Origin of the sequence: Paraburkholderia eburnea, assembly GCF_002917095.1 — a bacterium.
GTDB classification, from domain to species: Bacteria; Pseudomonadota; Gammaproteobacteria; order Burkholderiales; family Burkholderiaceae; genus Paraburkholderia; species Paraburkholderia eburnea.
The window spans coordinates 38,895-54,275 of record NZ_PQGA01000003.1 but is presented as its reverse complement, the minus strand read 5'-3'; the positions used below and the strand labels follow the sequence as shown (position 1 = coordinate 54,275).

Here is a 15,381-nt window from a genome sequence, read left to right as displayed (position 1 = left end):
ATGAAGCAAAGATTAGCCGACAGGAAATACGCTTCTGGACGCCGCACGTCATTCCTGACGATGTTCGCGCTGGTTGCCGCGATCGCGCTGCCCTACGCCGCGCCGGATGCCGCTCATGCGGCCACCCCACCCGCTGCGCAAGCCGTGGCGGCAAAAGCTGTTATCGCCGTGCTTGGCGACAGTCTGTCCGCCGAATACGGCCTGCCCCGCGACACGGGTTGGGTAGCATTGCTGCGTCAGCGACTGACCAGCGAGCGGATCGATTATAGCGTTGCGAATGCGAGCATCAGCGGCGACACGACGAGCGGCGGCCTTGCGCGCCTGCCGCTCGTGATGCAACGCATGAAGCCGTCAGTCGTGATCGTCGAACTGGGCGCGAACGACGCCTTGCGCGGCGTGCCGCTCACGACAACGGAGAGCAATCTGCGCGCCATCGTCGCGCAGATCCGCCAGGGCCACGCGCAGCCGGTGCTGGTGGGCATGTATGTACCGCCCAACTACGGCCCCGACTACACGCAGAAGTTCCATGGTCTCTACGGCCAGTTGTCGAAGGAACTGCACGTCCCGCTCGTGCCGTTTCTGCTCGCCGGACTCGAGAACAAACCCGACCTCTTCCAGGCCGATCAGATGCATCCCACCCAGCAGGCACAGCCTTTGCTCCTCGACAATGTGTGGCCGACGCTCAAGCCGCTGCTTGGCGGCAGCGCGCAGCGCTAACGGGCACGCGGCAGGCGTTTCGGCGCAGCGCCGCGTATCCTGCCACTGTCAGAGGCACTGCTGTTCGGGCAGCGCGTCTGGCTAAGGAGCGTCGTGCATCAGGTCACATTTTCTTGCGCCGGACGAGAGGCTTCGTCCAATCTCAGAATGACCCTGACTGGAGGGATAAAACGTGAAATATTTACCTCTTATTGTCGTAACGGCAGCCCTTGCCGCCTGCGCCAATCAGCCGATGCCGAGCGGCACCCAATCGGTCGGCACCAGCCAGCAACCGCCGACGGCCGTTGCGCAATGCATCGCCAAAAAGTGGGCCGACAGGTCGCAGACTCAGGTGGTCTCGCAAAGCGTGCTCGCCAACGACCAGGCCGTGGACGTCTACGTGCCGGGCCAGCAACCGCCTAATGGCGCTGCCGCGACGGTTCGCCCGGCCTGGAACGCCAACGCGAAGACATGGGTGGGCTTCCGCTCCGGCGGCGGCGCGGGTGCCGACGCCACGGGCGATATCAGCGCCTGCCTCTGACGCCATTCCGTGCGCGCCGCATAGCCGGACGCAGCGCGCAAAAGCAAAACGCCCCGCACTATGCGGGGCGTTTTCGTTTGAAGCGTTGAGGCTAGCGTGATGGACCTTACTGTCCGTCGCCGTCACTCTGCTGGCTCGACGAGCCCAGCGTGCCGTAGTACTTGACCTTCGAGCGATCGCGCAGCGCATCGAGATACGCCTGCGTCTGCGACTGGCCCCCCACGCCGGCGAGCTGCTGCTGCGCTGCCGCGAGACGCTGTCCGTCGGCTGCCGGACCGTTCGTCACGCTGTTGACGCGGTAGATCGCGTAACCATCGTTGCCGAGATCGACACCCACGTAGGCGGGCAGCTTCTGCGCATCGGCCTTGAACACGGCGGACAGCGCGCTGGGCGGCAGCCCCTGTGCATCGCCGCGCGAAACCTTCAGCGCCGACGAGAAACCATCGGTCGACTTCGACTTCTGCAGGTCGGCCAGCTTCGCTGCGCCATCCTTGCGCGCCATCTCCGCAGCCTGCTGCGCGACCACCTTCTGGCGCACCGCATCCTTGACCGCTGCGAACGCGGGCACGGCGGCGGGCTGGAAGTTCGTCACGTGCGCCGAGATCAGCGTGCTGTTGCCCACCTCGATCGCCTGCGTGTTGTTGTGGCTGTTCACCGAGTCGTTGGCGAACACCGCATCCAGGAACTTCTGGTTGTTCAGCGGGCTATCCGGCGGCAGCGCGGGGTTCGGCTTCGGCGTGACCGTGGCGGTCTGGATCGTCAGCTTGTACTTGTCGGCGGCCGGCTGCAGGCTCTTGGCCTGTTCGTAGACCGTCGAGGTAAAGCCTTCCGTCGTGTCGGCGAGCACCTTGGCGGCTTGCTGCGTCTTCACGTCGTTAAGAATCTGCCCTTTCACGTCGTCGAACGGCTTCGTCACCGACGGCTTGATGTCCGTGACCTTGACGATGTGATAGCCGAAATCCGACTGGATCACGTCGCTGATCTCGTCCTTCTTGAGCTTGAACACGGCGTCGTCGAATGCCTGACCGCCTGCGATCATGCCCGGACCGAAGTAACCGAGATCGCCACCCTTGGCGGCCGAGCCCGGGTCCTGCGAATCCTTCTGCGCGAGTTGCGCGAACTGATCCGGATGCGCCTTCACGTCGGCAAGGATCTGCTCCGCCTTCTGCTTCGCGGCTGCGCGATCGGCCGCGCTGGCGTCCTTCGCTACCGTGATCAGAATGTGGCTCGCACGCACTTCTTCCTGCGACTTGTAGTGCGCGATGTTGTCGTCGTAGTACTTCTTGAGATCGGCGTCGCTCGGGTTGACCGTTGCCGCGACCGTGGCCGCCGACAGCACCAGATACTGGATCTGCGCCGTCGCGGGCGTCGCGAACTCGTTCTTGTGCGCGTCGTAGTAGGCCTGCATCTGCGCGTCGGTCGGCTGGACCTTCGATGCATAGTCGCTCGCATGGAACGCGAGGCCCTGCACTTCACGCTGCTGCTCCGACAGACCCGTGAGCTGCTGCGCGAGCGCCTTCGGCGTGAACGCGCTGTTCACGAGCGCTGCGGGCAACTGCTGCATCGCGAGGCTGTAACGCACACGCTCGTCGTACTGTTCGGGCGTCATGCCCTGCATCGCGAGCAACTGCTTGTACTTGTCGAGATCGATCGAACCGTCGGGATTCTTGAGCGACGAGATGATCGGATCGGCGAGCAGCGTGCGACGCACGGCTTCGTCCGAGGCCGTCAGATGCAGACGTTGCACTTCGTCGGCGAGCACGCGTTGCTGGATCAGACCGTCGAGAATGTCCTTGCGATGCTGCGGCGTGTCGAACATGCTGGCGTCGAACTGCGCGCCCATCATCTGACGCGCCTGATCCATCTGCTGACGCGCAGCGCTGTCGTAATCGACACGGGTGATCTTGTGACCGTTGACGCTGGCGACGTTCGCGCTTTCGTCAAAGAAGCCGCGGAAACCTTGAATGCCGACGAAGCCGAGACCTGGCAGAATCACCAGCATCAACATCAGCATCATCAGTCGTTTGTGATTGCGGAAAAAGTCGAGCATGCGGGACCAAGCGTTGAGGGGCGCCAAAAAACAGAACGCCCGATCTTACATCAGCAGGCAACAAAAAAGGCGAACCGGAGTTCGCCTTCTTGCTTTGCTGCTGGAGTATTCCTGGCGGAGCGGACGGGACTCGAACCCGCGACCCCCGGCGTGACAGGCCGGTATTCTAACCAACTGAACTACCGCTCCGTGCGGTTTGCTGCTTCTATGCCATCGCGGCGTTCTTACTAATCACCTTACGCAATCACATAAGTCGCGCGACTGGCGAATCTGAAACTGTGGTGGGTGCTGAGAGGCTCGAACTCCCGACCTACGCCTTGTAAGGGCGCCGCTCTACCAACTGAGCTAAGCACCCAGCTTCAGATTTTCTGCGCTGCCTCTTCAAGCAGCGAGCCCGCTAGTTTAGCGCATCTTTCAGTGCTTTGCCAGGCCTGAATTTGGGAATTTTTGCAGCCTTGATTTTGATGGCGTCGCCGGTGCGCGGATTGCGCCCCGTGCGCGCCGCGCGCTTGCCGACCGCGAAGGTGCCAAACCCGACCAGCGTGACCGAACCGCCCTTCTTCAGCGTGCCTTTGACGCCGTTGATCACCGCATCGAGCGCACGCCCCGCCGCCGCTTTCGAGATGTCGGCCTGCTGCGCGATGTGATCGATCAAATCCGTTTTATTCATTCCAGCCCCCGAGAATGTGTTTTGGGCAATCGTAGTGACGCATCCTGCCGCCATGCGCCGTGAGCGAACTTCGCTAGGGTAATCATTGGCCACGGCCAGACGCCGGAGCCCGCTCATTTAACGAAGCCGAATAAACCATGTCAAGCCGGGTTCAGCCTGATACGACGGGGGTTTCGAGCAAGTCTTCGGATCGGCGGCTTGCCTGCTGAAAGAGCGAAATGCACAACGTCAACGAATCTCTCGCGCACGAACGCTGGCGCCCAGAAACAGAAAACCCGCGGGCCATGCCGCGGGTTTTCTGGGGTACTGCCAAAAGGCGCTACGTGCGCTTAGTGCTTGACGACTTCCGTCGCACCCGGCTCTTTCGATTCGACCACGGGCGCCTTCGCGTCCTCGGCCTTCACCTCTTCTTCCGGCAGCGGTTGCGGCACACGTTCGAGCGCGAGTTCCAGTACCTTGTCGATCCAGCGGACCGGCACGATCTCGATCGCGTTCTTCACGTTGTCCGGAATCTCGGTGAGATCCTTGACGTTCTCTTCCGGAATCAGCACGAGCTTGATGCCACCGCGATGCGCCGCGAGCAGCTTCTCCTTCAGCCCGCCGATCGGCAGCACTTCACCGCGCAGCGTGATTTCGCCCGTCATCGCCACGTCGGCACGCACCGGAATGCCCGTGAGCACCGACACCAGCGCCGTCGTCATCGCACCGCCTGCGGACGGACCGTCCTTCGGCGTCGCACCTTCGGGCACGTGGATGTGGATGTCCTGCTTCTCGAACGCTTCGTCCTTGATGCCCAGACGACGCGAACGCGAACGCACCACCGAGCGCGCCGCTTCGACCGATTCCTTCATGACGTCGCCGAGCGAACCCGTGCGGATCACGTTGCCCTTGCCGGGCATGACCGCCGCTTCGATCGTCAGCAGATCGCCACCGACTTCCGTCCACGCGAGGCCCGTGACCTGACCGATCTGGTTTTCCTTCGCGGCCAGACCGAAATCGTACTTGCGCACGCCGAGGAAGGTGTCGAGGTTGGCGCTATCCACCGTGACGGCCTTGTCGGCCTTCTTCAGCAGCAGCATCTTCACGACCTTGCGGCAGATCTTCGACACTTCGCGCTCGAGCGAACGCACACCCGCTTCACGCGTGTAGTAGCGAATGATGTCGCGGATCGCACCTTCGGTCACGTCGATCTCGCCTGGCTTCAGCCCGTTGTTCTTCTTCTGCTTCGGCAGGAGATAACGTTGGGCGATGCTGACCTTCTCGTCTTCCGTGTAACCCGACAGACGGATCACCTCCATCCGGTCGAGCAGCGGCGGCGGGATGTTCAGCGAGTTCGAAGTGGCGACGAACATCACATCGGAGAGGTCGAAATCGACTTCGATGTAGTGGTCGGCGAACGTGTGGTTCTGTTCCGGATCGAGCACTTCAAGCAGCGCCGACGACGGATCGCCGCGGAAATCCATACCCATCTTGTCGACTTCGTCGAGCAGGAAGAGCGGATTGCGCACGCCGACCTTGGTCAGGCTCTGCAGGATCTTGCCCGGCATCGAACCGATGTACGTACGACGGTGACCGCGGATTTCGGCTTCGTCGCGCACGCCGCCCAGCGCCATGCGCACGAACTTGCGGTTCGTTGCGCGCGCAATCGACTGACCAAGCGAGGTCTTGCCGACGCCCGGAGGCCCGACGAGGCACAGGATAGGCGCCTTGACCTTGTCCACGCGCTGTTGCACCGCGAGATACTCGAGAATGCGTTCCTTCACTTTCTCAAGACCGAAGTGGTCTTCGTCCAGCACGGCTTCGGCGTTCGAGAGGTCGTTATTGACCTTGCTCTTCTTGCGCCACGGCAGGCCGATCAGCGTGTCGATGTAGTTGCGCACGACGGTCGCTTCCGCGGACATCGGCGACATCAGCTTGAGCTTCTTGAGCTCGGCGTCAGCCTTCTTCTTGGCTTCCTTCGGCATGCGCGCGGCAGTGATGCGCTTCTCGAGTTCTTCGAGATCGGCACCCTCTTCGCCTTCGCCCAGTTCCTTCTGGATCGCCTTGACCTGTTCGTTCAGGTAGTACTCGCGCTGGCTCTTCTCCATCTGGCGCTTGACGCGGCCACGGATGCGCTTTTCGACCTGGAGGATGTCGATTTCGGCTTCGAGCTGGGCAAGCAGATGCTCCAGACGCTCCACGACCGGGAACATCTCGAGAATATGCTGCTTCTGGTCGAGCTTGAGCGGCAGATGTGCGGCGATGGTGTCAGCAAGACGACCCGCTTCGTCGATGCCCGACAACGAGGTCAGGATCTCCGGCGGGATCTTCTTGTTGAGCTTCACGTACTGATCGAACTGCGAAACGATCGCACGGCGCAGCGCTTCGGTCTCAGCGCCGTCGGCGTGGTCCGGTTCGAGCGGCATCACTTCGCACGAGAACTGCGTTTCCTGCTCTTCGATCGAGAGCGTCTTCGCGCGCTGCAAGCCTTCCACGAGCACCTTCACGGTGCCGTCGGGCAGCTTGAGCATTTGCAGGATGTTGGCGATACATCCTACTTCGTACATGTCCTTTTCGGTCGGCTCATCCTTTGCGGCAGTCTTCTGCGCGACGAGCATGATGTGCTTGCCGCCTTCCATTGCCGCTTCGAGGGCCTTGATCGATTTCGGCCGGCCCACGAAAAGGGGAATCACCATATGCGGGAAAACTACAACGTCTCGCAGCGGCAGCAGCGGGAGCGTGGTGCGTTCCGGCGGGAGGAGTTGGGTTCCTGACATTTCATTTCCCCATGAGTGGAATCAATTGTTCGGTAAGTGAGGCCTGAAAAACCGATTACAAGCCTCGCGCGTGTGGGAAAAGTTCAGTGACTCCAAAAAAGGTGCGCCATCGACCACAAGATAAACGAAAAAGCCGTTCATCTCAGTGTATGAACGGCTTTTTCCCGGAACTCTTTAGCCGATCACCCTCATCAGTTCGACCCAGCGACCTTGGGCGCGTCTTCGTAGATCAAGAGCGGCTTGCCGTCGCCATCAATCACGTTGTCGTCGATGATGACCTTGCTCACGCCCTTCATGGTCGGCAGCTCGTACATGACGTCGAGCAATGCCTGTTCCAGGATCGAGCGCAAGCCACGGGCCCCGGTCTTGCGGCGGATCGCCTTGCGGGCAACGGCCTGCAGCGCAGCCGGGCGGATTTCCAGCTCCACGCGCTCCATGTTGAAGAGCTTGTGATACTGCTTGACGAGCGCGTTCTTCGGCTCGACCAGGATCTTCATGAGCGCCGCTTCGTCGAGCTTGCCGAGCGTGGCGACCACCGGCAGACGGCCGATCAGCTCGGGAATCAGGCCGAACTTGATCAGGTCTTCCGGTTCCGTCTCGCGCAGCACTTCGCCGGTATCGCGTTCCTGCTTGCTCTTCACGCTCGCACCGAAGCCGATGCCGGTTTTTTCCGTGCGATCCGTGATGACCTTTTCGAGGCCGTCGAACGCGCCGCCGCAAATGAACAGGATATTGGTCGTATCGACCTGGATGAAGTCCTGGTTCGGATGCTTGCGGCCGCCCTGCGGCGGCACCGACGCCATCGTGCCTTCGACAAGCTTGAGCAGCGCCTGCTGCACGCCTTCGCCCGACACGTCGCGCGTAATCGACGGGTTGTCCGACTTGCGGCTGATCTTGTCGATTTCGTCGATGTAGACGATGCCGCGCTGAGCCTTGTCGACCTCGTAATTGCAGTTCTGCAGCAGCTTCTGAATGATGTTCTCGACGTCCTCACCCACGTAACCGGCTTCGGTCAGCGTGGTGGCGTCCGCGATCACGAACGGAACGTTGAGCAGGCGCGCGAGCGTCTGCGCGAGCAGCGTCTTGCCGGAACCCGTAGGCCCGATCAGGAGAATGTTGCTCTTCGAGAGCTCGACCTCGTCCTTCTTGTCGAGATGCTTGAGACGCTTGTAGTGGTTGTACACCGCCACTGCGAGAATCTTCTTCGCGCGCTCCTGGCCGATCACGTACTGGTCGAGGATGTCGCGGATCTCCTGCGGGCTCGGCAGGTCCGAGCGCGACAGCGCCGCGTCGACGCCCGCACCTGCGGCCTCGTCGCGAATGATCTCGTTGCACAGGTCGATACATTCATCGCAGATGAACACCGACGGGCCAGCGATCAGTTTCTTGACCTCATGCTGACTTTTGCCGCAAAACGAGCAATACAACAGCTTCTCGCTGTTAGAACCTTTTTTGTCCGCCATGGATAGATGAGCCTCCGGACACTCTGTTACAGATGATACGCCGTTTCCCCAGGCCCGGCCGGGGGGTGCGTGAACCGCTTGCTGTGACGGCGTTGGGGCCGCAGGCCGCGAAGCGCGTTTGTCGATTATTTCACATGGTCCGCACGGACGTGCCTATCCCTTTTTTCATGGGTAAGGTCACGTCACATACGCTTTCCGGCGTCTTTTTTGACGCCGGAAACGCGTGCCGGATCAGGGGCGCTTGTGGAGCACCTGATCGACGAGGCCGTAAGCCTGTGCGTCGTCGCCGGACATGAAGTTATCGCGGTCGGTGTCGCGCGCGATGCGCTCGACCGGCTGACCGGTATGGTGCGAGAGCAACTGGTTCAGGCGCTCCTTCAGGTACAGGATTTCGCGTGCCTGGATTTCGATGTCCGATGCCTGGCCGCGCGCGCCACCCAGCGGCTGGTGAATCATCACGCGCGAATTCGGCAGCGCGAAGCGCTTGCCCTTCTCGCCCGCTGCCAGCAGGAACGCGCCCATCGAGGCCGCGAGGCCCATGCAAAGGGTCGAAACGTTGGGCTTGATGAACTGCATCGTGTCGTAAATCGCCATACCGGCCGAAACCGAACCGCCCGGGCTGTTGATGTACAGGCTGATGTCCTTGTCCGGGTTTTCGCTTTCGAGGAACAGGAGCTGGGCAACGACGAGGTTCGCGGTCTGGTCGTTCACTTCGCCGACCAGGAACACCACGCGCTCCTTCAGGAGCCGCGAGTAGATGTCATACGAACGCTCGCCGCGGCCGCTCGTCTCCACGACGATCGGCACGAGGCCGAGCGCCTGCGGTTCGAGGTCGCGCGAGGCGTGGGAGGTCAACGTGTCCAGCGATTGAGCGCGAATGGTCATGCGGTGCATCCTTGTCTGGAAGAGTTGTTCTGGTAACGCAGGTAAAACGCAGTGAACCTGAAATACCGGAATGGCGACGGACCCCGCGGAAATCAACCCTGACAGCAATGTGGCCAAATTCCGCGGATACAAAAACGGCGTGCTGGCCGTCGGTTGCTCCGACAGCCGGCACGCCGTAGCGGGCAGATTTAAGCCTGCGCCGTTGCGCTTGCCAGTTCTTCGAAGCTCACTTGCTTGTCCGTCACCTTGGCCTTGCCGATCACGAAGTCAACGACGTTCGATTCAACGACGTACGCTTCCATTTCGGCCAGACGCTGCTGGTTCGAATAATACCAGCGCACGACTTCCTTCGGGTCTTCGTAGCTTTTCGCGAATTCGTCGACTTCAGCGCGGATCTGTTCCGGCTTCGCTTCGAGGTTGTTCGCCTTCACCAGCTCGGCCAGCACGAGGCCCAGCTTGACGCGACGCTCGGCTTGTTCCGTGAACATTTCAGCCGGGATCGGTGCGTCCTTGGCGTTCGGCACGCCGCGTTGCGCCAGATCTGCGCGCGCCATTTCGACGAGACGCTGCTGGTCCTGCTCGATCAGTGCTTTCGGCACGTCGAGTTCGGAAATCTTCAGCAGTGCGTCCATCACCTGGTTCTTGACGATGGCCTGCGTGCGACGCTTGGCTTCGCGTTCGAGGTTGTCCTTGATTTCAGCGCGCATCTTGACGAGGTCGCCGTCGGCGATGCCGAGCGACTTCGCGAATTCCGCGTCGATTTCCGGCAGGTGCGCCCACTCGATCTGCTGCATCGTGATCGTGAACTTCGCCGTCTTGCCGGCGACTTCCTTGCCGTGATAGTCCTCGGGGAAGGCCAGGTCGAATTCGCGCGACTCGCCCTTCTTCAGGCCGATCGCTGCCTTTTCGAATTCCGGCAGCATGCGGCCTTCGCCCAGCACGAAGGCGAAGCCTTCTGCCGTGCCGCCCGGGAATGCGACGTCGTCGATCTTGCCGACGAAGTCGACCGTCACGCGGTCGCCGTCCTTGGCTGCCGTGTCCGCGCCGCCGTCACCGTGCTCGCCGGCTTCGCCGCGTGCGTGGAAGTGCACGCGCTGCTTGCGCAGGATGTCCAGCGTGCGGTCGATTTCGGCTTCGGTGATGGTCGTGGTCGTGCGCTCGATTTCGGCGCTGGCGACGTCGCCCAGCTTCACTTCCGGATAGACCTCGAAGGTCGCGTCGAAAGCGTAATCGCCTTCAGCGGCTTCGGCCTTCGGCGCGAAGCTCGGCTGACCGGCGACGCGCAGGTTTTCCGCGCGGCTGATGTCGAAGAATTCCTTGCCAACCTTGTCGCTCAGGACTTCGGCTTCCACCTGGCCCGAGTACTGTTGCGTGACCATCTTGAGCGGCACCTTGCCCGGGCGGAAACCCGGCATGCGCACGTTCTTCGCGAGTTGGCGGATGCGCGAATCGACTTCTTTCTGCACGGCGTCCTTCGGCAGGGAAATCGTCACGCGGCGTTCGAGCTTGCCGAGGTTTTCAACAACGTTAGCCATGGCTTCAATCGTCCTAAAATTGTTCGAGCGTATCAGTAATCTTTGCTGCCGCAGTCCGATGGGAAGATCCGCATCGCTTGCGTCTCGCTTGTGCCTCGTCGGCGCCGCTTGCCTGCTACAACCTCCGGCTGTAACCGGCTTGCGCTCTCTATCCAAATCAAGCGCCTCGGCAGGCATCGCCCGCGCTACCCGCGCGACACGCCAACGGCGTCGAGCGGACTTGCGCGGACGCTGCCCGCTGGGCGGCGCCCTTTCCGGGAGCCGCGAGACCCGGCCCGTTCCGATCGGCCCCATGGAGTCCACAGGAGCCGAAATGGACGGTTTGCGGTGCGGTTCCGTCAAAAGAGCCGGGTATTTTAGCAAACTATTGCCCGACCCAAATGGAATTGCCATTCGGGCGCGTAAAAGACGCCCCAAAGGCGTCCGAACCCACCCGTTTTGGGCCGAAAACCGCCCTCTTTCCGGGTCTGCGACGCTCACGCATCGGCCGCCCTCGATCCAACCCGCGAGCGATGCGCGCTATCGCGCTTCGGGTATCCAGTCGGGCCCTCGCGGCTGGTAAGCTAACGCTCACACCGGACGCCCCGCCGGCTGCAGCCGCCATCACTACACTTCCAGTCGAGACACCATGCCCAACCAGACGTTTGCTGACGCACCCGTCGTCGTCATTGCTCCCGATTCGTTCAAAGGCTCGCTCAGCGCGGATGGGGTCGCCGCTGCGATCGCCGAGGGGATCCGCCGCGCCCGCCCCGATGCCGAAATCCGCATCTGCCCGATGGCCGATGGCGGCGAAGGCACGCTCGACGCCATGCTGAGCGTCGGCGGCGAGCGCCGCACGCTCAATGTCGAGGGCGCCGCCGGCGCGCGCCGCGACGCCCTCGTGGGCCTGCTGCACGACGGCAGCGCCATCATCGAAACCGCCGAGATCGTCGGCATTACCGATCCCGTGGGCATGGGCGTGGCGGTTGCCTCGCGCAGCACGCGCGGCATGGGCGAAGCCGTGCGCGCGCTGCTCGACGAAGGCGTGCGCCGCTTCTACGTGGCGCTCGGCGGCAGCAGCACCAACGATGCGGGCGCGGGACTGCTCGCGGGCCTCGGCCTGCAACTGTTCGACGCTTCGGGCGCGGCGCTCGAACCCACGCCCGAAGCGCTCGCACGCGTGGCGCGCGTGGACGTGTCGGGTCTCGACGCGCGCCTGTCCGAAGCCACCTTCATCGCCATGTCGGACGTGGACAATCCGCTCACGGGCGACCATGGCGCCACGGCCGTGTTCGGCCCGCAAAAAGGCGTGACGCCGGCCGAAGTCGCGTCGATCGACGCGGCGCTGGGCGGCTTCGCCGACCTGCTCGAAGCCGCACTGAACCGCCGCGCTCGCAACGAAGCGGGCGCGGGCGCGGCAGGCGGACTGGGCTTTGCGCTGCGCATGCTGGGCGCGAGCTTCGAGCCGGGCGCCGAAGTCGTGGCGCGCACGATCGGCCTCGACGCGGCGCTCGAAGGCGCGCACTGGCTCATCACCGGCGAAGGCCGCTCCGACGTGCAGACGCTGCACGGCAAGGCGCCTTTCATCGCTTGCCGGCATGCACAGGCTGCGGGCGTGCCGGCTACCCTGCTTTCGGGCGCGGTCGACTCCGCCGCGCTGACACGCCTTGGCGAGCACTTCAGCGGCTGCTTTTCGCCCGCACCCGGCCCGATCACGCTCGAAGTGGCGATCCGCGACGCGGCCACGCTGCTCGCCAATGAAGCCGAACAGCTCACGCGCCTGCGCTACGGCTGGCGGGCGGCGTAAAGTCGGGCACCGTGCGCCGCACCCGAATCGTCTGACTTTCCCGGATGCGCGCGCAACGAGTTCCGCAGTAAGCGATTAATAGATTCGTATGCCCTCACGGAGCGCGCGCGAGCGGGCATCTTGAGGGTTCATGCGCGTTGACCCGCGCGCTGGTTGCGGCAACAATCATGGTACGCGCGACACCATCGCGCATACCTTACGCGACCAGACCAGGACGACCATGAAGGAAAGCAAAGCCGGACTCGAACAATTTCTGACCTATCGGCTCCATGTCCTGAACAAGCTCTCCGAACGCGGTGCGAGCGAGCGATATCAGGAGAAGCTCGGCATCACGCTGCCCGAAGCGCGCCTGATCGCCGCCGTCGGCGCCTTCGGCCCGTTTTCGGTGATGGAGCTCGCGCGCCACGCGAATCTCGACAAGAGCCAGGCGAGTCGCGCCGCCGAAGCGCTCATGCGCCGCGGCCTCATGCAACGCAACGCGAGCGAGGAAGACGGACGCCTCGTGCTCGTCTCGCTGACAACCGACGGACGCGCCCTCTATCGCAAGGTCATGCCCATCGCGCGCAAGTGGAACACCGACCTGTTCGCGGCCCTCGACGACAAGGAACGCGAGCTGCTCAACCGCGCCCTGGAAAAGGTCATCGCGGCGACTCAGGACGCACTCTGACGCGGCGCATTCGATAAGCGAAACTGATGGGGTGGCGCGAACGTGTCTATACGCTAGGCGCTGTGTAACCGATCGCCGGATAGCAGCTCCAAAAGCTCGTTTTTCCTGTCATAGCGGCGGTCGTTCGGGTCTCCCTGCTTTTACGCCTCGCGACCGCATTGCTAGACGAAGCTGCCAGGTTGTCCGATGAGACGTGCACGCTTTGCGGTCGATCGCACGTCAGTCGAACGACTCAGTGGCAACCTTCCCGCCCTCAATCACGAAGTGCGCAGCATCGACGCCAGGCGCGAAGAAGCGCCAGTCCTCGTCATCTTCGATTCCGTCCGAAACCACCGCCAGGCGATACCCTCGCGAAAACAAAGCAACCATGCCGCCCGCGTCGTATGCCGATAGGGCCTCGAACCTGATAGGACCTTGCTCTACGAGCAAGTCGTGCAAACGCGTGGCCGTGTCGTGCGCCTTTTCATCAGAGCCGCGCAGATCCTGCCGTGTTGCTACGATGCTCCCCTCGCGCATGATCTGCCAGTCACATTGCACGTGGAGCGCCCAAGCCCCATCCTCGCGCTCTCTGCCCCTGAGCGTATACCGTCTTTGCGGGCCAAACTGCATGGTGAGCATGTCCCCCGCGTGGCTGACCCAGCTCACTTCAAGCCCGACAAGCACGGCAAGCCGTTTCGTAATTTCCGCCTTAGTATCAATCATCACCATCTCCAAACATGTCCTGGCCGCGTTCCAGCATCTCGTGATACCCGAGACCCTGCTTACTGATTTCGTCATGGAGTTGCCGGGCTTGATCTTGATTCAAGCCTAACGCCTTTACAACGGCCTTGAACTGCTTGTTCTGAGTTTGATTGTTGCCTGGAGTGCCTTCGCCGCCCGCCAGTTCTTCCACCTCGCCATCCGGCAGATCGGGCTGATAGCCGAACGGCTGCGCATCGCCGAGCGGCGTTGAGGTCCCGCCCGCATCGTCGCTGAGCGCATTGCCCGCCTCTTCACCGCCACCGGGCACCGCCCCGGCTGCCGCCTCCATCACGCCGGGAAAGTCGTCGCCATTGCTGGCCGCTGCGACTGCTGCGCGCTTTGCAGCGTTCGCGGCCTGTATTGCGTCGATGCGCTCGACCATCGCGTTGTACTTTTCGATGTAGGCCGTCGCGCCGTCGGCATCGAGGCCCATCGATTCCATCACCGACTGGTGGAACGTCTTCGCGCGCGGCGTACTGGCGACCACTCCACCTCCACCGCCTCGATACGTCTCGCCCCAGGTTTGAGGTGCATAGCGCGTCGATACGCCGCGACTACCGCGCCAATTGCGATCGATAGCAGGGACGATCAGGCCATCGCGCACTGCTTCGCGCAGGATGCGCGTTATGTCGTCGCCATCGATGGGCGCGGGCCACCGCCCACGTACGTGCTTGCCGATGAAACTCGCGTAAGCGCTGAAATCGCCGCAGATACGCGAAGCGCCACGGCGAATGCTCACCCGGAAGAACTGATCGAAATCCCGCCGGTCCTGCTCCATCCGCTCTTCGCGTTCCTTGCGTACGCTCTGGCGCTCCTCGTAAGACAACTGCCAGCCACGGTCTACGTCTTCGATATCGCGAGCGGGCACCAATGCGCACTGCCAGCCGCCCTTGAGCGGCACGTAGAGTGCGTTATAAGAATTGCCCCATTCGGGTAACGACATGTCACCTCCGCCTGGTTGTGGCGTGTTTACTAGCACGTCACCAGGCGGCCGACCTTGCGCTATCCGGACTGGCACGCAGTTGATGCAAATCGGATCGAGAATACATATCGAAGCGAAGTGCGTCGTTTGTGTTATCGGGATCACGCGCAGGATCGGCTTTGGCGACTCCGACCTCATCGCCGCCAGGCGCCCTCCCGAAAAGACCCACGAACGGGAATTGCTGGTACCAGTGATAAACGGGCGTAGTACAAACAAAAAACCCCGCGGAGCCAAGCCCGGCGGGGTTTTCTGGTCAAACGTCGTGAACGTCTGGATCGTTTTTGGTGCGTGAGGCCGGACTCGAACCGGCACACCCTTGCGGGCGTCAGGACCTAAACCTGGTGCGTCTACCAATTTCGCCACTCACGCGAATCTTTCTGGCCGGCACCACCGCTGCACGGTCCCGCAGTTGCGGAGACAAACCGCTGAGACACATCGCGTACGAGATACAGACCTTGCGCGCTTCGATTGTGCACCCCGATGGGGCGGCCTCAAAGCGCAAGCGCGAGATTCTAACCGATTGCCCCGCGCTTGTCTGCATCTCGCAAAGCGCTGAAACTCCCAAGCCGTGCCGGTGCTAGAATCGCCGCGCTTCCCCACGCCCCCGAA

At 62.4% G+C, this 15,381-nt stretch carries 12 protein-coding genes and 3 tRNA genes; 4 read left to right on the top strand and 11 right to left on the bottom strand.

All coding sequences use genetic code 11. The features are described from left to right. Nucleotides 1-60 precede the first annotated feature (60 nt). Together B0G62_RS08295 and B0G62_RS08290 are read left to right on the top strand one after the other, a co-directional pair. Nucleotides 61-717 (top strand): arylesterase, encoded by a 657-nt coding sequence (locus B0G62_RS08295; protein WP_103703716.1) that lies wholly within the window; start codon nt 61-63, stop codon nt 715-717. 172 nt (nt 718-889) lie between these two features. Further along, a complete protein-coding gene (locus tag B0G62_RS08290) occupies nt 890-1,237 on the top strand; it encodes a hypothetical protein (RefSeq protein WP_103703715.1) in 348 nt (115 codons plus the stop codon). A 106-nt stretch (nt 1,238-1,343) separates the two neighbouring features. Here B0G62_RS08290 and B0G62_RS08285 read toward each other — a convergent pair whose 3' ends face one another. From B0G62_RS08285 to tig, 8 genes are all read right to left on the bottom strand, one after another. Continuing rightward, nucleotides 1,344-3,287, bottom strand: coding sequence for a SurA N-terminal domain-containing protein (locus B0G62_RS08285; protein ID WP_103703714.1), 1,944 nt, complete (start codon nt 3,285-3,287; stop codon nt 1,344-1,346). A gap of 112 nt (nt 3,288-3,399) precedes the next feature. After that, nucleotides 3,400-3,476 (bottom strand) — tRNA-Asp (locus tag B0G62_RS08280). A 90-nt stretch (nt 3,477-3,566) separates the two neighbouring features. Next, nucleotides 3,567-3,642, bottom strand: a tRNA-Val gene (locus tag B0G62_RS08275). A gap of 42 nt (nt 3,643-3,684) precedes the next feature. Next, nucleotides 3,685-3,957, bottom strand: coding sequence for an HU family DNA-binding protein (locus tag B0G62_RS08270; RefSeq protein ID WP_027814664.1), 273 nt, complete (start codon nt 3,955-3,957; stop codon nt 3,685-3,687). A 329-nt stretch (nt 3,958-4,286) separates the two neighbouring features. After that, entirely contained in the window at nt 4,287-6,713 is a 2,427-nt protein-coding gene (gene lon / locus B0G62_RS08265; RefSeq protein WP_103703713.1) for an endopeptidase La, read from the bottom strand. Nucleotides 6,714-6,904: 191 nt separating this feature from the next. Continuing rightward, a complete protein-coding gene (gene clpX, locus B0G62_RS08260; protein ID WP_103703712.1) occupies nt 6,905-8,176 on the bottom strand; it encodes an ATP-dependent Clp protease ATP-binding subunit ClpX in 1,272 nt (423 codons plus the stop codon). A 231-nt stretch (nt 8,177-8,407) separates the two neighbouring features. Next, the gene (clpP, locus tag B0G62_RS08255) at nt 8,408-9,061 is read right to left on the bottom strand and encodes an ATP-dependent Clp endopeptidase proteolytic subunit ClpP (RefSeq protein ID WP_027814661.1); all 654 of its coding nucleotides are present in this window, start codon (nt 9,059-9,061) and stop codon (nt 8,408-8,410) included. Between the two features lie 188 nt (nt 9,062-9,249). Beyond that, nucleotides 9,250-10,596, bottom strand: coding sequence for a trigger factor (tig, locus tag B0G62_RS08250; protein WP_103703711.1), 1,347 nt, complete (start codon nt 10,594-10,596; stop codon nt 9,250-9,252). A 628-nt stretch (nt 10,597-11,224) separates the two neighbouring features. Here tig and B0G62_RS08245 point away from each other — a divergent pair. Both B0G62_RS08245 and B0G62_RS08240 read left to right on the top strand, forming a co-directional pair. Beyond that, on the top strand, nt 11,225-12,382 hold the full coding sequence (locus tag B0G62_RS08245) for a glycerate kinase (protein WP_103703710.1): 1,158 nt from the start codon (nt 11,225-11,227) through the stop codon (nt 12,380-12,382). A gap of 220 nt (nt 12,383-12,602) precedes the next feature. After that, nucleotides 12,603-13,049: a MarR family winged helix-turn-helix transcriptional regulator gene (locus B0G62_RS08240; protein ID WP_103704095.1), complete on the top strand. Its 447-nt coding sequence runs from the start codon at nt 12,603-12,605 to the stop codon at nt 13,047-13,049. 219 nt (nt 13,050-13,268) lie between these two features. Here B0G62_RS08240 and B0G62_RS08235 read toward each other — a convergent pair whose 3' ends face one another. The 3 genes from B0G62_RS08235 to B0G62_RS08225 all read right to left on the bottom strand — a co-directional run bounded on the left by B0G62_RS08235 (nt 13,269) and on the right by B0G62_RS08225 (nt 15,141). Next, nucleotides 13,269-13,751, bottom strand: coding sequence for a hypothetical protein (locus B0G62_RS08235; protein ID WP_103704094.1), 483 nt, complete (start codon nt 13,749-13,751; stop codon nt 13,269-13,271). Next, the gene (locus tag B0G62_RS31885) at nt 13,744-14,691 is read right to left on the bottom strand and encodes a hypothetical protein (RefSeq protein WP_181315540.1); all 948 of its coding nucleotides are present in this window, start codon (nt 14,689-14,691) and stop codon (nt 13,744-13,746) included. Before B0G62_RS31885 ends, B0G62_RS08235 begins: the two co-directional genes overlap by 8 nt. Before the next feature lie 363 nt (nt 14,692-15,054). Then, a tRNA-Leu gene (locus B0G62_RS08225) sits at nt 15,055-15,141 on the bottom strand. Between the last annotated feature and the right edge of the window lie 240 nt (nt 15,142-15,381).